13 protein-coding genes and 1 riboswitch are annotated in these 17,264 nt (G+C 57.6%); of the genes, 9 read left to right on the forward strand and 4 right to left on the reverse strand.

Features of this window, described 5'->3' with window-relative positions; genetic code table 11:
- Positions 1 to 2,490: a hypothetical protein gene (locus ACQKLP_RS13890; RefSeq protein WP_427323346.1), complete on the reverse strand. Its 2,490-nt coding sequence runs from the start codon at positions 2,488 to 2,490 to the stop codon at positions 1 to 3.
- Positions 2,491 to 2,644: 154 nt separating this feature from the next.
- Here ACQKLP_RS13890 and ACQKLP_RS13895 point away from each other — a divergent pair, with 154 nt between their 5' ends.
- From ACQKLP_RS13895 to ACQKLP_RS13905, 3 genes are all read left to right on the forward strand, one after another.
- Entirely contained in the window at positions 2,645 to 4,417 is a 1,773-nt protein-coding gene (locus ACQKLP_RS13895; protein WP_427323347.1) for a response regulator, read from the forward strand.
- Positions 4,418 to 4,510: 93 nt separating this feature from the next.
- Positions 4,511 to 5,419, forward strand: coding sequence for a UbiA family prenyltransferase (locus ACQKLP_RS13900; RefSeq protein ID WP_427323348.1), 909 nt, complete (start codon positions 4,511 to 4,513; stop codon positions 5,417 to 5,419).
- Between the two features lie 93 nt (positions 5,420 to 5,512).
- Positions 5,513 to 5,695, forward strand: coding sequence for a YtxH domain-containing protein (locus ACQKLP_RS13905; RefSeq protein WP_427323349.1), 183 nt, complete (start codon positions 5,513 to 5,515; stop codon positions 5,693 to 5,695).
- Positions 5,696 to 5,771: 76 nt separating this feature from the next.
- Here the strand turns inward: ACQKLP_RS13905 and ACQKLP_RS13910 are convergent, their stop codons facing one another.
- Positions 5,772 to 6,176, reverse strand: a complete 405-nt coding sequence (locus tag ACQKLP_RS13910) for a DUF6496 domain-containing protein (RefSeq protein ID WP_427323350.1) — start codon at positions 6,174 to 6,176, stop codon at positions 5,772 to 5,774.
- 82 nt (positions 6,177 to 6,258) lie between these two features.
- On the opposite strand from ACQKLP_RS13910, the gene ACQKLP_RS13915 reads away from it, so the two are divergent.
- A complete protein-coding gene (locus ACQKLP_RS13915) occupies positions 6,259 to 6,690 on the forward strand; it encodes a DUF2141 domain-containing protein (RefSeq protein WP_427323351.1) in 432 nt (143 codons plus the stop codon).
- A 92-nt stretch (positions 6,691 to 6,782) separates the two neighbouring features.
- Positions 6,783 to 7,556 (forward strand): DUF2490 domain-containing protein, encoded by a 774-nt coding sequence (locus ACQKLP_RS13920; protein ID WP_427323352.1) that lies wholly within the window; start codon positions 6,783 to 6,785, stop codon positions 7,554 to 7,556.
- Positions 7,557 to 7,582: 26 nt separating this feature from the next.
- Here ACQKLP_RS13920 and ACQKLP_RS13925 read toward each other — a convergent pair whose 3' ends face one another.
- Entirely contained in the window at positions 7,583 to 10,006 is a 2,424-nt protein-coding gene (locus ACQKLP_RS13925; RefSeq protein ID WP_427323353.1) for a cation-translocating P-type ATPase, read from the reverse strand.
- Between the two features lie 84 nt (positions 10,007 to 10,090).
- On the opposite strand from ACQKLP_RS13925, the gene ACQKLP_RS13930 reads away from it, so the two are divergent.
- Positions 10,091 to 11,134: an NAD(P)-dependent alcohol dehydrogenase gene (locus ACQKLP_RS13930; RefSeq protein WP_427323354.1), complete on the forward strand. Its 1,044-nt coding sequence runs from the start codon at positions 10,091 to 10,093 to the stop codon at positions 11,132 to 11,134.
- A 148-nt stretch (positions 11,135 to 11,282) separates the two neighbouring features.
- On the forward strand, positions 11,283 to 12,569 hold the full coding sequence (locus ACQKLP_RS13935) for an acetyl-CoA hydrolase/transferase family protein (protein WP_427323355.1): 1,287 nt from the start codon (positions 11,283 to 11,285) through the stop codon (positions 12,567 to 12,569).
- 76 nt (positions 12,570 to 12,645) lie between these two features.
- On the opposite strand, the gene ACQKLP_RS13940 is transcribed toward ACQKLP_RS13935, so the two are convergent.
- The gene (locus ACQKLP_RS13940; protein WP_427323356.1) at positions 12,646 to 13,482 is read right to left on the reverse strand and encodes a lysophospholipase; all 837 of its coding nucleotides are present in this window, start codon (positions 13,480 to 13,482) and stop codon (positions 12,646 to 12,648) included.
- Positions 13,483 to 13,562: 80 nt separating this feature from the next.
- A riboswitch (cobalamin riboswitch) is annotated at positions 13,563 to 13,764 on the forward strand.
- A gap of 173 nt (positions 13,765 to 13,937) precedes the next feature.
- Between ACQKLP_RS13940 and ACQKLP_RS13945 the strand changes: the two genes are divergently transcribed.
- Positions 13,938 to 15,254 carry a DUF5074 domain-containing protein gene (locus tag ACQKLP_RS13945; RefSeq protein ID WP_427323357.1) on the forward strand — a complete coding sequence of 439 codons (1,317 nt, stop codon included), beginning with the start codon at positions 13,938 to 13,940 and terminating at the stop codon, positions 15,252 to 15,254.
- 2 nt (positions 15,255 to 15,256) lie between these two features.
- A complete protein-coding gene (locus tag ACQKLP_RS13950; RefSeq protein ID WP_427323358.1) occupies positions 15,257 to 17,251 on the forward strand; it encodes a TonB-dependent receptor in 1,995 nt (664 codons plus the stop codon).
- The last annotated feature ends 13 nt before the right edge of the window (positions 17,252 to 17,264 follow it).

Raw genomic sequence — 17,264 nt, forward strand, 5'->3', positions numbered from 1 at the left:
TCAGAATTGAAGATGAAGGGAAGCGCCGTACTGGCGGGACGAAGGGAGGCGGAAATAATCGAGCCCCGAAAACCCGGCCTGTCCGTACAAATACTGTCCCGGCGCGGTGCCGGAATAAGCCTGCCACAGGAACAGGTTTTCCGCGAAGACGGACACCATGATCTTCCCTGGTTTGCCGTTGTGCAAAATGTCATAATTCAACGCGATCTTCCGGAGGTTGAGCCAATCGTTCGGCTCGATATAATCCTCCGCCACGCCGCCCGGCCCGTACCGTACCCATCGGTTGAATTCCACCGGTTGCGCGGGGTCGTAAAAACGGACGGGCTTTTCGTTCGGATGACCGGTCTGGTCTACGCCGGGAAAAATATGATCGCGCACATTCCTCAATTGTCCGGTGGTTGCCGAGCGGCCGTAATAATCCAGCGCCGCCGCGGTGCCGTTCCAGACTTCGCCGCCTTTCTGCCATTCCAGCGTGGCTTCCAGTTTTAAAAACTGCCATTCGATGCCATTGGTCAGCGACATGACGAAATCCGGTTTTGCATTGGCGATCATGCGTGTGCCCGCCCCGGGAAGCGGAAAGCCGTCCGCCCCGATGACCTGGCGGTTGTCCCCGTCGCGCAGCCAGTAAGTGCCGGCGATGGCATCCATCGGATTACCTTCGGCGAAAACTTTATACACGTCCCTGAACCCTGCTACCGGGAGGTAATCGTTACCAGCGTATGCTTTCGTGACGAGATGCCGCCAGGTGGAAAAAAGAAGGGAACTGCTGAAATGGACAATTTTCCTGTAGTAACCGAACAGCCCGTAGCGGTACGATAATTCGGCTTCCAGTCCCTTGCGGGCATGGTCCCCGATCTGCCGCCATGCGAGCCGGTCGCCGGCCGGCAGGGCTGCCACATCACCGGTTGTCTGCCGCCGGAAAAGGGAAACGCCGATCGTGAAACGCTGTTCGACGACGGCTTCCAGCCGCGCATTCCATTCCGCGTGCCGGATGGCCGGCTGCCCGTCGAAGGTTGGCACTTCGGCGCGGGGCATGAACCCGGCGCAATGATAGCTTTCGATATTGAGAAGGCTCGCGGTGGCGAGGGATTCATCCAGCTTGAGCTCCGTTGCGTCTTTCCGGTAAGACAGCGATCCGGTGAACCTTACGAGATCAAGGTTCCAATCGCCGTACACCTTGAACCAGGGCAGCAGCGGCGCCCGTTTCGGGAGGGTGTTCGACCGGTAGGCGGTTAAGCCGGCAGACAGGCCTCCATCCAAATCATCGCCATCCACTTCCAGTTTGGCCGAAAGGGAAAGCCGGTGGCTGCTGCGCTGGTAGTCGTACCGCTTCGCGGGATCGCTTCCCTGCAGGCCGATGCCCGTCTGATCGTCGTTGAACACGTAATCGGCATGCCCGAAAAGCTTCCATTCGCCTTTGTTAAAGAACCGGTAGTCGGCGGTGGACCGCAATTGCCACCATTTGTCGCGCTGCGAACGGAGAAGCGTGTATCCGTCCGGGTAAGTGCCGCTACCGGGCCTGAACTGATAATTGTTATCATCTTCGGCGGTCCTGAGCGATGGTTCTATGATTATCCGGAGCCCGTCCGATTTGTATTGCGCTGAAAATTTCCCGGAGCGGTTCCGCGTACGGGCGAACTGGCCGTTGTTGTCGAACAGGAAATAGGGATTGTCCATTCCCGTCCCGAAAGCCATGTTCCCGGTGCCGTTCCGCAGGTCGAAGCTGGGCGGGGCGAGGAGCGATTGGGCGTAGGCGTATTGCAGGAAACCGTTGCCGTTGGGGTTGGTGAATTTGGTGGCGGAATAGGCGTATCCGGCATCCAGTTCCCAGGCTTTGCGGCTGAACAGCAGCGAGGCGGCGAATTTTTCGCGGCGGTTGCGGTTGCTGATAAGCGTGAGGGCTTCCTCCTGTTGCTCGGCCTCCACGCGGAGCCCGGTGGAAGGCCCGTCGAACCGTGCCACCCGGGCTTCAAGGGTTAGTTGATGGGAGGTGGAACGGCCGGTGCGGAAGATGGAATTGCCGTAGGCTGCGGCGGGGCGGCCGTTGCCCGTGCCGCGGGGCACGAGCCGGCCGTGTAGGTCGTAGGGATAGGACAGACCGTCGTATTCAAGGGAGGAAAGGGCGGGGCCGTAGCTGAAGATTTCCCCGGTTTCGGCACCTTTCCATTGGAGGGAGCCGTTGGAAGCGCGCCCCTGCGCCCAGTCGCTTTGCAGGGCGGGCCGTTGCCCGGCGCGGCGGAGGCCGGCGCTGAGGACGTAATTGCCGCGGAGGTAAAGCCGGGCAGACCTGAACCGGAGGATCTCTATGGAAGTGTCTGATTCATGTACCCGGCGGACCAGGTTGCCCGGGTTGATCGCCAGGGGCCGCCATCCGGGAGGTGCAGGGCGTTGGGCCAGGGAATCCGTCCGGACCAGCCGGAGATATTCGGGCGTGGGGGCCTGGGCGGAGGCCAGGGCCGGGAGCAGTAGCAGCAACAACAGGGCGCGCATGGTCAGGGAATTTGCTTTTGGTTGTACCCTACGGATGCCGCGATTTTCCCGATTCCATAAAGCGGTCGAAAAAAATTGTATCTTGGACGCAATTACTGTTACTACAACTGATTACTGGCATTAGCGAGACACAGCTGATCAATAACCCGCATGCATGGAAACTAGGATCCCTGGCCGACGATCCCTACTGAAGGATATCCTGCAACGCTGGATTCATACCGGGACTGCCGGTGTCGAAAATCCCCGTGTTCGACGGGGCATCGTCATCATCAACACGCTATCGCTGCTGACGGCATTCCTCATCGCCGTTGTGGCGTCACTGTTATATTGGTATACCGGTTCGCTCCTTATTCTCGTCCCCGCTGCCATCGAATGCGCGTGCTGGGTGGGCGTTATTTATCTCAATCATCGCAAACGGTATTCTCTCGCCAGCCTGGCTACGCTCGTCATCCACTGCACGTTCGCGGTCTATTTCGGGTCGATCCTCGGCAATGCCATGCCCATCGAAATGATCACGGCGTTTCTGCTGACCTTTCTCATCGGCGCGTCTTTCATCGTCTTCAAGCATAAAACCCTCCGCCTCATCACCCTGCTGGCCGCTCTTACGCTCCTGTTAGCGGTAGAGGCCAACCATTTTTTCCAGATCGTGACGCCCGTTTACGTAGTGCCCGCCAACATGCCCATTATAAAAATGGCCTGCTGGGCGGGGATGCTCGCGCTGATGGGGTACGTGACGTATTTCCTCATCCGCCAGAACGATATGTTCCTCCGCGAGAACGAAGCCCTGTTGCAGGCGCTGCAGGAGGCCGATGCGGCGAAAACGAAGTTTCTCCGCGAAACGAGCCACGAAATCCGCACGCCGCTCAACGCCGTATTCGGGATCGCCCAGCTGCTGAACGAAAGGAAGATGCAGATCGGCGACCCGGCCCTCCGCGAAGAGATCGGCTACCTGTATGCCGCCAGCTATCTTTCCCGCGAGATCATCAATAACGTGCTCGACCTCGCCAAGATCGAAGCCGGGATGCTCGACGAGCCCCATCCCGCACCGCTCCGGCTCCGCGAAAGCCTCGAAGCCAGCGTGGCCATCAACCGCTACGTCGCCAACACGCGCAACGTGCGCATCCAGCTGCGGATCGATCCGCAATTGCCGGAATGGGTGCTGACCGACCGGATTTTCCTCGCCAAGATCGTCAACAACCTGCTGTCCAACGCCGTGAAATTCGCGCCCGCCGGTTCGCTGGTGGAAGTGGAAATGACGCGGCAGGAAGGGAGATTGCAGGGAACGGTGCGCAACGACGGCACCATCCGCGCCGACAAGCTCGCCAGCATGTTCCAGCCGTTTGTGGCGGAGCGGAACGGCGAAGTGGAAGGCACGGGCCTGGGCTTGCAGATCACCCGCCAGCTCACGGAGCGCCTGGGCGGGGAAGTATCTGCCGAAAACCAGCTCGGGCAAACCGTTTTCAGGTTTTACCTGCCGCTCGCCGCCGCCGAGGTACCCGCGGAACATGCCGCGCCCGTGCCGCGCGCCGTGCGGTTCGACGGCTATACCGTGCTCGTGGTGGAAGACGACCTTATCAGCCGGCACGTGCTCCAGCGCTACCTTTCCGACGCCGGCGCCGTGGCGCTCATGGCCGGAAGCGGGGAGGAGGGCCTGCGCATGCTCGCAGTCACCACCCCCGATCTCGTGATTTCCGACAGCCATCTGCCCGGCATCCAGGGCGCGGAGCTGCTGGAGCATATCCGCCGCCAGCCTGCATTGCGCCATCTGCCGGTGATCATTTCCTCCGGCGATGCGTTCAACGAAGCCCGGGAAAGCATGCTGCGCCTGGGCGCGAGCGATTACCTCGTCAAACCGTTCCTGTATTCCGACCTCCAGTCCCTCCTCGAAAAACACCTGCCCGTGCGCCGCGCGCAAATCGCGCAGTAGTGCCGTTTTTAGCGATAACACAATGATTTACTGGCGAAATGTGCTAATTTTAGTGATACAAGAATTCTCCACCTTCCTATCACTGATAAAAGTATGTTTTACCTATGCAAATCGGCGGTTACCGCCTCCATGCGCGAATTGTACCTGATCTGGCGCTTTATCAACAATGACATCTGGGACACCGTGATCCCCTGCATGATCACTTTCATCGCCGCCTGGGTGTATGTGGGCCGGCCGATGTCCGAATTCCCGCAGTATTTCTTCTATTCGGCGGTCTACACACTGCTGTATATCCTCACTTTCTGCATCGCCAACCAGGTGAATTCCGTGGAGGAAGACCGCATCAACAAGCCGGACAGGCCGCTCGTCCAGGGCCTGGTCACCGAATCCGAGACACGCCGCAGGCTCATGGTGTATAACATCCTCTTCCTCGTAGTGGCCGCGTTCCTCCATGTGCTGCCGCTGGCCGCCGCCTGGATGGTGGTGACGCAGATGCTTTGCAAATGGGGATGCAGCAACCATTGGTTCACCAAAAACGTGGTATGCATTTCGCTGGGCACGGTAACCCTGCTGGCGGCGGAATGGAGCATCGTGGGCGAAGTGAGCGCCAAAGCCTGGTGGTTCATCATCACCATCAGCCTCTGGGCCGGGTTCGGGCTGCCGGTGCAGGATATGCGCGACCAGACCGGCGACGCCATCATGGGCCGCAAAACGCTGCCCCTGGCCGTGGGCGACAAAATGGCCCGGGTGCTCCTCAGCGCGTGGTTCCTCGTCGGCTCGCCGCTGTTGTATTTTTGTATTTTCTGGTCGCAGGCATCCTGGTGCGAAATTTCCGGAAGCTGGCTGCTGACAGGCATTCTCGTTGCGCAGACACTCTGGCATTGGGGGATCGCGCTGAGGCTGTGGCTGTACAAGGACCCCAAGGCCGACGACCAGACGTACCACTGGTTCGTTTACCTCTTCATCGCGACCATTCCCATGATCTGCCTGTTCCCGCACTGACGAAAATCAGCGGCTGGCTGCCGATGGTCATTTCCCGGGGATGCGGGCCCCTGTACATTTGTGTTATCAATTCAACGATTAAAACTGAACGCTATGAAGAAGAATCTGAAAACAGCAGCGGTGCTCGGCGCCGGCATGATCGTAGGCGCAGCTTTGGGCGTTTTATATGCCCCTTACAAAGGCGCGAAATCCCGCAGAAGGATCGCGAAATGGACACAGCAAAACAAGGACCTGCTGATGGCGAAAATCCGTCAACCGGAACTGATGCATAATTAAGGAATTATTTCGGGGTTTGTTTTAAACTGGATCGCCGGCCTGCATAAGGCCGGCGATCTCATTGCCGCACGGGCCGTCAGCTGGCGGCAGCCGCTTTTTTGCGGGTCGCGCTTTTGGCGGTCGATTTTTTAGTCGAGCCTTTCTTCGGGCCTGGCTTCGATGCCGCTTTTTTGGCGGTCGATTTTTTGGTGGTGGATGATTTGGCGGTGGATTTCCGGGTCGTCCCTTTTTTAGGGCCCGGTTTCGAGGCCGCCGTTTTCTTTGTGCCGGACTTTGCGGTGGATTTCGTGGCTGCTTTTTTAGATGCGGCTTTCTTCGGTACCTTACCGCCGGCTTCCCTCGCTTCGCTCAAACCGATAGCGATGGCCTGTTTCGGGTTGGTCACCTTCTTGCCGCTCCGGCCGCTTTTCAGCTTGCCTTCCTTCATCTCATGCATGGCCCGTTCCACCTTATCCTGGCTCTTTTTTCCATACTTTGCCATATATTTGATTTTAACGGAAACGCCACAAAAGACAGGCCATCCATCGTGGCACATCTTTTTCATTACCACCCAAAACTTACGTATGACCCGGAAAAGTTACCTCATCTTTCTTCCCGCATTCCTGTTGATTTCCATCGGCGCTGCTGCACAAGCGACGTACAAAATCAAGCTCACCAACCTGGAAAACAAAAAGGGCGATGTCTATATCGGATGGTACACCAACTCATCAGACTTCATGAAGCCGAAAAAGGCCACCATCGCGAAGATCGTACCGGTGAACGGTATCGGGCAGGTGATCGTTTCCTTTGACAGGGTCCCGGCCGGAAAGTATGCCATCAGCGCGTTCCTGGATGAGAATGGCGACAAAGACCTGAACCTGAGTTTCTTCGGAAAGCCTACCGAGAAATACGGATTTTCCAATGAGATACGGCCTACGATGCGACCGGCCTTTTTCAGCGAAGCGGCGTTTGATGTGAACGGAAAGGACGGGGAAATGACGATCGAGCTGAAATAGCATACTGTGGAAGGAATGCCCCGTTCCGCGCAGGAACGCCGCAACCAATCGGGGCCAATGGTTGTTGTATTGGGTAAACCTCGTTTTCCTTTATGCGATTCGCCGCTTCCGGGCTCCTGGCCCTCTGCGCTTCGCTTGCAGCCGCGCAAACTCCCGTCAAACAAATTACGGACAACCAGCACGTCTGGCTTTCCGTGAACTCCACCATGCGTTTCAGCGAACGCTGGGGCGCTATTGCCGACTTCCACGTCAGGCGCACCCATTATATCGCCGATCCCGGTTTTTACTTCGTACGCGGCGGCGCCAGTTATTGGCTGGCCGACAATCTTTCGCTGGTAGCGGGTTACGGGCATATGTGGCTCGCGTCGACCGTCAACGGCCAAACCGCATTTGCGGATGAGAACCGTATCTACCAGCAGATCATCTACAGCAGCCGCATCGGGAAAGTAAGCGTGCTCAACCGTTTCCGGAACGAGCAGCGCTGGCGCGAAACGCTGGACAACGGTAAGTCTACGGGCGATTTCGCGTTCTCCAACCGGCTCCGTTATCTCATCAGCCTCGGCATCCCCGTCGTGAAAAACCCCAAATACCCGCAGATCAGCATCGCCAATGAAGTGGCCGTGCAATTCGGGAAATCCGTCGTATACAACACGTTCGACCAGATCCGGCTGTTCGGCGGCATCCGCCAGGGTTTCGGACGGGGATGGTCTTACGACCTCGGCTATATGCTCCTTTACCAGCAGGGCGCCGGCGGCAATTCCTATTCCCGCAACCATACCATTCGCCTGTTCTTTTATTACACCCTCGATACGCGCCGCAAACCCGCAGCCGGCAAGGAAACACCCCATCATTTCGAGGATGAGTGATCCGTTTTTCCGGACGCGAATTCCGGTTACGCCGCTTTTTTCGGGCCGCGGATGGCTTTGTAGGCTTCGAACCATGCCACGCTGGCGAACGAAACGCCCAGGCACAGGAGCCCGTCCTGCAGCGGGATGCGCGTCATCCCGAAGAGCGCGCGCACGGCCGGAACAAAATGAATGATGCACAGGAAGAGGATGGAAGCCCCCAGCACCAGGGGCACCAGGTTGTTCTTATACCTGATCGTATGGAAGAAATGTTCCGAAAACGACCGGTCGGCAAAGGTGAGAAAGATATTGGCCATCACCAACGCCGTAAACACGACCGTCCGCGTTTCCTCCAGCGAATGGGAAGGCATATAATAGCGAAACAATCCCAACACGCCCGCAGCAATGGCGAGCCCCTGTACAACGCTTATCCACAGCTCGTTTCCGCGGAACAGGCTCATGTGGCTCCCGCGAGACGGGAGCTCCATCAGGTTCTCTTCCGCGGGCTCCCTTTCGTAAAAGATCGAGCAGGTGGGGCCCATAATCAGTTCGAGGAAAATGACGTGGATAGGGGTGAAGATATTCGGGTATGCCCAGCCCAGCACCAGCGGCAGCGTGGCGGTGAGGATAATGGGGATGTGGATGGAAATAATGTACCGGATCGCTTTCCGCAGGTTGGTGAAGATTTTCCGGCCCTGCTGGATGGCGATGAGGATCCGGTCGAGGTTATCGTCGGTAATGACAAGGTCTGCCGCCATCCGCGCGATATCCGCTCCCTTTTTGCCCATGGCGATGCCGATATGCGCCGTTTTGAGGGCCGGCCCGTCGTTGACGCCGTCGCCCGTCATGGCCGTAATGTCGCCGATGGATTTGAGGGCTTCCACCACTTTCACCTTCGCGTCCGGGAACATGCGGACGAACAGATTGACCGTCTTCACCTTTTCTTTCAGTTCGTCTTCCCGCATCGCCATTACCGAATCCCCCGACTCCGCATGCTCCAGGTTCCGGATGCCTACCTCCGAAGCGATGTGGCGCGCGGTAGCGAGGTAATCGCCCGTTATCAGCTTGACGTCGATCCCCGCGGTATACAGCGCCCCGATCACTTCCCGGGCATTTTTGCGCGGAGGGTCCTGCAGGCTCACCAGCCCTTCGAACCGCCAGCCGAAACCGTCCTGGTCTTCCGGGAACGCGCCACCGGCATGGATGGCGCTGGCCACGCCCAGCACCCGGAACCCTTTGGCCGCCATTCCGTCTGCATATGCCGTAACTTCGGCAGCCCTGGCCGCGTCCAGTTTACAAACCCGCACGATGCGCTCCACGGCGCCTTTTGCGGTGGCGGTAATGACGCCGCCGAGGTTATAGACATGCGTCATCATCGGCGGGCGGCCGCCCAGGGGATATTCGTGCACCATATCCGGCAGGGGCTTTCCCCAGTGTTCAAGTATCGCTTTTTCCATACTGTCGAACGGATGCTTTTCACTGGCGAGGGCTGCGAATTGCAGGGCGTTTTCGCCGTATACGTCCGCCACGCGCATGACGTTTTCCGTGATGGTGCCGGTTTTATCGAGGCAAAGCACGTTCACGGCGCCGAGGTTTTCTATCACCTGCGGCTGGCGCGGAATGATGCCGCGGCGGCTCATATAAAGGGCGCCCAGTGCCATGAACGACGAAAACGCCACGGGAATTTCTTCCGGAATGGCGGCCATGGCGAGTGTCAGCCCCATGAGTAGGCTTTCGGCCCAGGAGTTCGTTTGTATATAATTCAGCACGCAAACCAGCGCAAACGCGAGGAACCCGAAAACCGCCAGGCGCTTCACATACCGCCAGGTCTGCCGCTGGATGATGGTTTCGGGATTGGAAGTTTCGCTGACCTTTTTGCCCAGCTTGCCCAGCTCGGTGTCATTGCCGGTAGCGGTCACCTTCGCCACGGCCTGCCCCGTATTCACCTGCGTGCCCCTGAAAACGGACTGATCAGCCATCCTGGCCGCCGGCATCGATTCTCCCGTAATAACGGATTCGTTCACGGAAAGGTCGTTGGCCAGCAGGAGCGTTGCGTCTGCCGGCACAAGGTCGCCCTCGCTGAGCACGAGGATATCCCCCGGAACGATGTTTTCCGTGTCCACCTCCTGCAACTTCCCGTCGCGCAGCACGCGTGCCCGGGGAGCGGTGAACGCCTGCAGCGCTTTCATGGCCTTGTTGCTCCGGGCTTCTTCGAAAAATTCGATGGCCGACACGAGCAAAATCGCGGCGAGCATGAGCAATCCTTCGGAAACGCTCCCCAATATGAAATACAGCAGACATGCCGTGAGGAGCAGCAGGAACATGGGCTCGCGGACCATATTCCAGATGATCACCAAAAACCGCGGCACCTGCTTCACGCGGAAAACGTTTTTGCCATACTGCCGGAGCCTCGATTCCGCTTCCGCGGCCGAAAGTCCGGTAAACTGATCTGTCTGTGGAACCTGTTTCATCGATTTGATATTTCGTTACCTTTACCCGCGCTTCTTCAACAATCCTGTCGGGCACATTGTTAACTTAAAGCTAATCCAAATATTATGACAACAGTAAAAGCTTATGCCGCGCAAGACGCAAAATCTGCCGTAGCTCCCTGGTCGTTCGAACGCCGCGATCCCGGTCCGCACGATGTGGAGTTCGATATCCTCTATTGCGGCGTGTGTCATTCCGACCTTCACCAGATCCGCGACGAGTGGGGCAATTCCATTTACCCCATGGTGCCCGGTCATGAGATCGTGGGCCGCGTGACCCGTGTGGGCGACAAGGTAACGAAATTCAAACCGGGAGACCTGGCCGCGGTGGGCTGCCTGGTCGACAGCTGCCGCAAATGTTCGAACTGCAACGACGGGAACGAACAATATTGCGAAAACGGCTCTTCCGGCACGTATAATTCCTATGAGCAGGACCATAAAACGCCGACTTACGGCGGATATTCCAGTATGATCGTGACAGACGAAGCATTTGTGCTGAAAGTGTCCGACAAACTGCCGCTGGCCAACGTAGCGCCGCTCCTTTGCGCCGGTATCACTACCTATTCGCCGCTGCGCCACTGGAAAGTGGGGAAAGGGCATAAAGTAGCGGTGATGGGGCTTGGCGGATTGGGGCACATGGCCGTGAAATTCGCTGCCGCATTCGGTGCAGAAGTGACGATGCTCAGCACCAGCCCGAAAAAGGAAGCCGATGCCAAGGCGCTCGGGGCGCATAAGTTCGTGCTCACGACCGACAAGGCGCAGCTTAAATCCGTCCGGAATTACTTCGATTTCATCCTCGATACCGTTTCCGCACCGCACGACTATAATATGGCGCAAAGCCTCCTGCGGACGAACGGGGTGCAGATTTGCGTGGGCGTACCGCCGACGCCGTTGGAGATAGCCGGTTTCAGCCTGATCGGGAACCGCCGCAGCATCGCGGGGTCCATGATCGGGGGGATCGCGGAAACGCAGGAAATGCTGGATTTCTGCGCGGAACATAACATCGTGTCAGACGTGGAAGTCATCAACATGAATTATGTCAACGAAGCGTACGAGCGGATGCTGAAAGGCGATGTGCGGTACCGTTTCGTGATCGATATGGCTACATTGTAAGATGGCAATATGCAGCCCGGTGGCGCTTTCGGCGGACCGGGCTGTTTTTTGTCAGGTCGACCCATGATCCCGGAACGGTATCCGGCGATGGGGATCATTGCGCCGGGGGCCTTCCTCCGGTAATTTTGTTCAAAACCGCAACCCATTCATGGAATTACGATACATAGACGCCGCCACGGCCGTGGCCCATATTCAATCCGGACAACGCGTATTCGTGCATGGCAGCGCCGCCACCCCGGAACTGCTCGTACAGGCCTTGCAAAACCGTGCGGAAGCACTGAAAAATGTGGAACTGGTCAGCATCACCACGCTCGGCAACGTCAATTTCGACGCCCCGGCATGCAGGAAGGCTTTCTACTTCAATTCCCTTTTCGTATCGGCGGCTACACGCGCCGTGTCCAACAGCGAATCGGGCGATTACGTGCCGATCTTCCTCAGCGAAATCCCCCAACTTTTCTATCGCAACATTCTCCCGCTGGATGCGGCCTTCATACAGGTTTCCCCGCCGGATGCGCACGGGTATGTAAGCCTCGGTACTTCGGTAGACATTGCCCGTGCGGCGGTGGATACGGCAAAATACGTAGTGGCGCAGGTAAACCCGAATATGCCGCGCACGCATGGCGACGGGTTCATCCATATCAGCCGGATCCACGCGCTGGTGTGGCACGAAGCCCCGCTGCCGGTGGTCGACTATTCATCCGGGGCTACACCTGCGGTGGAAGCGATCGGGAAACATGTGGCGGCGCTCATCGAAGACGGCGCCACCCTGCAATTAGGCATCGGTACCATTCCCGATATGGTGCTGCGCAACCTGGCGGGCCACAAAGACCTGGGTTTGCATACGGAAATGATGTCTGACGGCGTGATCCCGCTGATCGAAAGCGGCGTCATCAATAACGCGCGGAAAAAGATCAATACCGGGAAAACCGTGACAGCGTTCATGACGGGTACGGAAAAGCTGTACAAATTCGTGCACGACAATCCCTCCATCCGCGTCATGGACATCAGTTATGTGAACGATACCTCGATCATCCGCCGGAACCCCAAGGTGGCAGCGGTGAACAGCGCCATCGAAATCGATATTACGGGGCAGGTGTGCGCGGATTCCATCGGCACTTACCAGTATTCGGGGATTGGTGGGCAAATGGATTTCATCCGCGGCGCATCGCTGTCGGAAGGCGGCAAGCCCATCATCGCGCTGCCGTCTGTCACCAACAAGGGGATTTCCCGCATTACGCCGTTCCTCAAGGAAGGAGCGGGCGTGGTAACGACCCGCGGGCACATGCATTGGGTGGTGACGGAATACGGATCGGCAGACCTTTTCGGGAAGAACCTGAAACAACGCGCCAGGGCGCTCATCGGCCTCGCGCACCCGGACCACCGGGAGGCGCTGGACCGTGCGTACTTCGACCGGTTCCTGAAGGGGAAGGGTTGAAACAATCATTTTTCGGTATAACACCAGAAGGTGAAAACGGGCCGTTTTCACCTTTTTTATTTGCGGGAACGGCATGTTAATCCAACGGACGTAACTGCACGGCGCTGAGCCAGCCTGCCATGAACTGGAAGATTTCCGGGCGCTGGGGCTCGTTGTGCATTTCGTGGTAGAGGCCGTCCCATTCTTTGTAAGTGATAAGTTTTTTCGGGGCCATCTCCGCGAACCGGCGAGAGCCGTCTACGCTCGTGAAGCTATCGGCATTGCCGTGCATGAGCAGTGAAGGAATCTGAAGGCGATCGGCGTGACGGAGGCACCACCTTCCATTGCTCACTATAATATGCATGAGGCGCAAACTGGCGAAAGGGTGGCGCAGCGGATCGTTTTCAAACTTCGCCACTTCGTTCGCATCGTGCGAGATCTTTTGGATATCGAGCGGGGTTTTGACGCGTAAATGGGGCAGGAGGGATGCGCCTGTTTTCAAAATACCCCGCAGGAATGCGTTGGGCTTTTGCGGAAGGAGGAGCGCGGGAGCGGATATGACGGCGGCCTGCACATCGGGCTGACGGTGGAGAAGCAGGCCCGTCAAGAGCCCACCGCCCATGGAATGCCCGTAAAGTACCATGGGCGCGGGGTGCGCGTCCCACGTAAATTGCAGGAACGCTTCGAGGTAATCGAAAATTTCTTCCAGCTTCAGCGCATCGCCGCGCTTGCCGTCGCTTTTGCCATGGCCGTAATGATCGATCCCCGTTACCAGGTACCCTTCCTTATTGAAAAATTCCGCCAGCGGCGCGTAGCGCTCCACGTGCTCGCCGATGCCGTGGATCACGACCATAACCCGATCGTAATGCTCCCGCTGCCAGGTAATGCCGTGGAACCGCCGGCCCTTGAATTCCCAGGTGAAATCATGTTGCATACTCACTAATAACGGGCAATAGTCAAATTTGTTGGACACCCCGATGATACGAATCATTTGTTTTATTCCCACCAACACCGTAGGTTTGCATCGCATTTGGTTGCAGACCCCTCACCAGGGGCGCGCATTAAAAGGGAATCCGGTGCAAAACCGGAGCTATCCCCGTAGCTGTAATCCTGCATTCGCATTTACCGGCATCACTGCATGCCACTTTCCAAAAGAAGGGAAGGCACGCCGGTAAAGCAGGAGAGCCAGAAGACCTGCCTCATGTATTTACCATTCAACGCTTTCGGGTGAAAAGCCAGGGATGTAAAGCCTTTTACCAGGTATTTATATTCTTATTCGTATAACCCTCCATGCGCGTTGGGATCGTCCCGCGTCGTGCTCTTGCAAACTTGTTTGCGGGTATGATGCGTGCTTCCCGGATGGTTGTTTCAAAACAAATAAACCAACATATGAAACAACATGTACGCATTCTGCTCGGCCTCGCCTTCATGGCTACCGTAGCCGCCTGTAACAAATCGGACGATGTAAGGCCCTCCGGCCCCAGCGTCCACATCGCCAAACCGGAACAAACCATCGCCGTTGGCCAGGAGCTCGAGCTGAAACCCGAGTTCACGCAGGACCCGGGGATTTCCTTCCGCTGGTCCCTCAACGGCGAAACCATCGGCGATAAGGCCACCTACACCTTCAAACCCCGCGCGCATGGCGACTATAAAATCACTTTCGCCGCTTCCACACCCCACGGTAAAGACTCCGCGGTATACAACATCACCGTGCTCGGGCAATACGCCAACGGCGTGCTCGTCCTCAACGAAGGCTGGTTCGGCACGCAATCCGGCAGCGTATGGTTTTACAAATACGGCGCGGATACGCTCGTGCCCTGGGTATATCATGCCGCAAACATTGGCAAAAGCCTCGGCGGCGTGATGAACACCCTGCAATACGGCGCCATCCATAACGGTAAACTGTACCTGGTCGTGAAAGCCGGCGGCCCGCTGGTGGTGACAGACGCTTCCACGCTCGTGGAAACCGGCCGCGTGGAGAACGCTGTTTCCGGCAAAGCGATGTCATTCGTAGGGCTCGACGCTACGCGTGGCCTCATCGGGGCAGACGACGGCATTTATCCCATCAACCTCACGTCGCTCGCCATCGGCAGCAAGATCGCCGGCGTATCGGGCGCCATCGGCAACATGGTAAAATCCGGGAACTACGTGTTCGCACATAGCAATAACGACGGCATGATCGTCCTCAACGCCACCACGTATGTCGTGGCAGGCAAGCCTTTCAAGGCTACGGTCGGTTTTGTGACGGGAAAGTACGGGAGGATTTACGGCGCGAAGGATTCCCTCCTCATGTCCGTTCACCCCACCACTTTCGTAAAAGATTCCGTGAAAATGCCGTTCGCTTCGGTGAACCCTTTCGGCGCGTGGAGAAGCGTACAAATGGCGGCATCCACCGTCAACGACCACATTTTCATCATCCAGCCCGCCGCCAACTGGCAATACGGCACTAAATTGTACCGATATGTGGTGGGCAACGCCGCTTCGCTGGCCACGCCTTTCATCACCCTGCCCGCCGGTCAATATTTCTACGGCTCCGGCGTGAATTACGACCATCATACCGATGAGCTCGTGATCACGACGATCAACGGACCGTATACCGGGAGCGAGAACCGCGTGCTGTTCTACAACGCCCAAACCGGCGCCTTGAAGAAAACGATCCGATACGACGGATGGTACTTCCCTGCCATGACCGTTATTCAACCATAGCCATGAAATCCTACTGGAAAATCCGCTGTACCGGAGCCTGCCTGCTGCTTGCAGGCAGTGCTACCGCGCAGCAGGGCATGGATTCAGCGAAGGTCCGCGAGTTAAGGGAAGTCCACATCACCGCGCCGCGGCCCGTCCGCGAGATTTCACCGGGCCAGACGCTGCAGGGCGCGGCTTTGCAAAAACTCGGCGCGCAATCGGTCGCCGATGCCATCCGCTTTTTTTCGGGATTGCAGATCAAGGATTACGGAGGCGTGGGCGGTTTGAAAACGGTGGACGTCCGCGGGATGGGCACCAATCACACCGCCGTGTTTTACGACGGCATCCAACTGGGGAATGCGCAGAACGGCCAGATCGACCTGGGCAAATTTTCCATGGAGAACATGCAGGCCGTTTCGCTCTATAACGGGCAAAAAAGCAATACGTTCCAACCCGCGAAAGACTACAGCGCCTCCGCCGCCATTTATCTCACGCCGCTCCGCCCGGAATTCAAGCCGGGTGAGCGTTTCCACTTGAAAGGAACGATAAAGGGAGGATCGTTCGGCCTGTTCGATCCATCTTTGCTGTACCATCGGAAATTATCGGACCGTGCAACGCTTTCGCTGAGCTCGGAATGGGTACATGCCGGCGGTCAATACAAATTCCGGTACCGGAAAGAGAACGGCTACGATACCACGGCCATGCGCAGGAACGGCGATGTAGACGCCCTGCGCCTGGAAGCCTCGCTGCACGGGCGCATGCCTTCCGGCGAATGGCATACGCGGCTCTATTATTATGGTTCCGAACGCGGATTGCCAGGGTTCGTGGTGAACGGGGTGTTCGGGCATATCGACCGGCAGTGGGACCGCAACTTTTTCTGGCAGGGGCAATTGCGCAAAGACCTTTCCCGGCGCTACAGCCTGCTCCTCAATGCGAAATACGCAAAGGATTTTACGCGGTACCTGGCGCCGGATACGCAACTGTTGCGCATCGACAACCGGTACCGCCAACAGGAAGCCTACGTTTCCCTCGCGCAGCAGTTTACCATCAAAAACTGGTGGACGGCCGGCTTGTCGACCGACTACCAGTTCAACCTTCTGAACGCTTCGCTGAAAAACTTCTCGTATCCGCGGCGGCACACGGTACTGGGGGCGCTGAGCACGTCCGTCACCTTACCGCGGTTCAGTGCACAGGCGGCGATGCTGGCAACGATCATGAACGAAAGCGTGAAAAAGAATGCCGCGTCGGGGCCGAAAAGGGAATTTACACCCTCGGTCGTGATGGCGTGGCAGCCGTTCGGGAAGGAGGATTTCAGGGTGAGGGGGTTCTATAAGCATATTTTCCGCATGCCGACTTTCAACGACCTCTACTATACCGACATCGGCAATTCGCGCCTCGATCCCGAGTACACGCATCAGTACGACGCGGGCTTTACCTGGAACAAGGCGCGCCCCGGTAAAATACTGGAATCCGTTTTCCTCGAAGCCGATGCCTATTATACCGAAGTTACGGGCAAGATCGTGGCGGTGCCCACGGTGAGCCAGTTCCGCTGGACGATGATGAACCTCGGCTTCGTGAAAATCCATGGCCTCGACCTTCGCGCCGGCGCCACGCTGCTGGCCTGGGAGCGCCTTCGGATGGGGGCGCGGGCGACGTACACCTTCCAGCAGGCGCGGGATTTCACCGATCCGGCTGATAGCTTCTTCGGCCACCAGATCGTGTACATCCCCCGGCACGCAGGCTCCCTCATCGCCAGCGCGGACCTCGGGGATTGGGGCCTCAACTACAGCCTCCTGTATACCGGCGAACGCTATAACGGCAAAGCCAATATCCCCCGCAATTACATGCAGCCCTGGTACACCAGCGATCTTTCCCTGCGCAGGGCGCTGCGGATAGAAAGGACGGAAGTGGCCCTCACCGCGCAGGTCAACAATCTTTTCAACCAGTTCTACGACGTAGTGCTCAATTACCCCATGCCCGGCAGGAATTATAAAGTAACCCTGTCTGTGCAACTGTAATCAAACGATACGA

This window comes from Chitinophaga sp. NPDC101104 (genome assembly GCF_050277495.1).
GTDB lineage: Bacteria > Bacteroidota > Bacteroidia > Chitinophagales > Chitinophagaceae > Chitinophaga.

Coding starts and splice junctions, on each gene's coding strand:
- ACQKLP_RS13890 (WP_427323346.1), bottom strand. CDS start 2,490: ATGCGCGCCCTGTTGTTGCTGCTACTGCTCCCGGCCCTGGCCTCCGCC.
- ACQKLP_RS13895 (WP_427323347.1), top strand. CDS start 2,645: ATGGAAACTAGGATCCCTGGCCGACGATCCCTACTGAAGGATATCCTG.
- ACQKLP_RS13900 (WP_427323348.1), top strand. CDS start 4,511: ATGTTTTACCTATGCAAATCGGCGGTTACCGCCTCCATGCGCGAATTG.
- ACQKLP_RS13905 (WP_427323349.1), top strand. CDS start 5,513: ATGAAGAAGAATCTGAAAACAGCAGCGGTGCTCGGCGCCGGCATGATC.
- ACQKLP_RS13910 (WP_427323350.1), bottom strand. CDS start 6,176: ATGGCAAAGTATGGAAAAAAGAGCCAGGATAAGGTGGAACGGGCCATG.
- ACQKLP_RS13915 (WP_427323351.1), top strand. CDS start 6,259: ATGACCCGGAAAAGTTACCTCATCTTTCTTCCCGCATTCCTGTTGATT.
- ACQKLP_RS13920 (WP_427323352.1), top strand. CDS start 6,783: ATGCGATTCGCCGCTTCCGGGCTCCTGGCCCTCTGCGCTTCGCTTGCA.
- ACQKLP_RS13925 (WP_427323353.1), bottom strand. CDS start 10,006: ATGAAACAGGTTCCACAGACAGATCAGTTTACCGGACTTTCGGCCGCG.
- ACQKLP_RS13930 (WP_427323354.1), top strand. CDS start 10,091: ATGACAACAGTAAAAGCTTATGCCGCGCAAGACGCAAAATCTGCCGTA.
- ACQKLP_RS13935 (WP_427323355.1), top strand. CDS start 11,283: ATGGAATTACGATACATAGACGCCGCCACGGCCGTGGCCCATATTCAA.
- ACQKLP_RS13940 (WP_427323356.1), bottom strand. CDS start 13,482: ATGCAACATGATTTCACCTGGGAATTCAAGGGCCGGCGGTTCCACGGC.
- ACQKLP_RS13945 (WP_427323357.1), top strand. CDS start 13,938: ATGAAACAACATGTACGCATTCTGCTCGGCCTCGCCTTCATGGCTACC.
- ACQKLP_RS13950 (WP_427323358.1), top strand. CDS start 15,257: ATGAAATCCTACTGGAAAATCCGCTGTACCGGAGCCTGCCTGCTGCTT.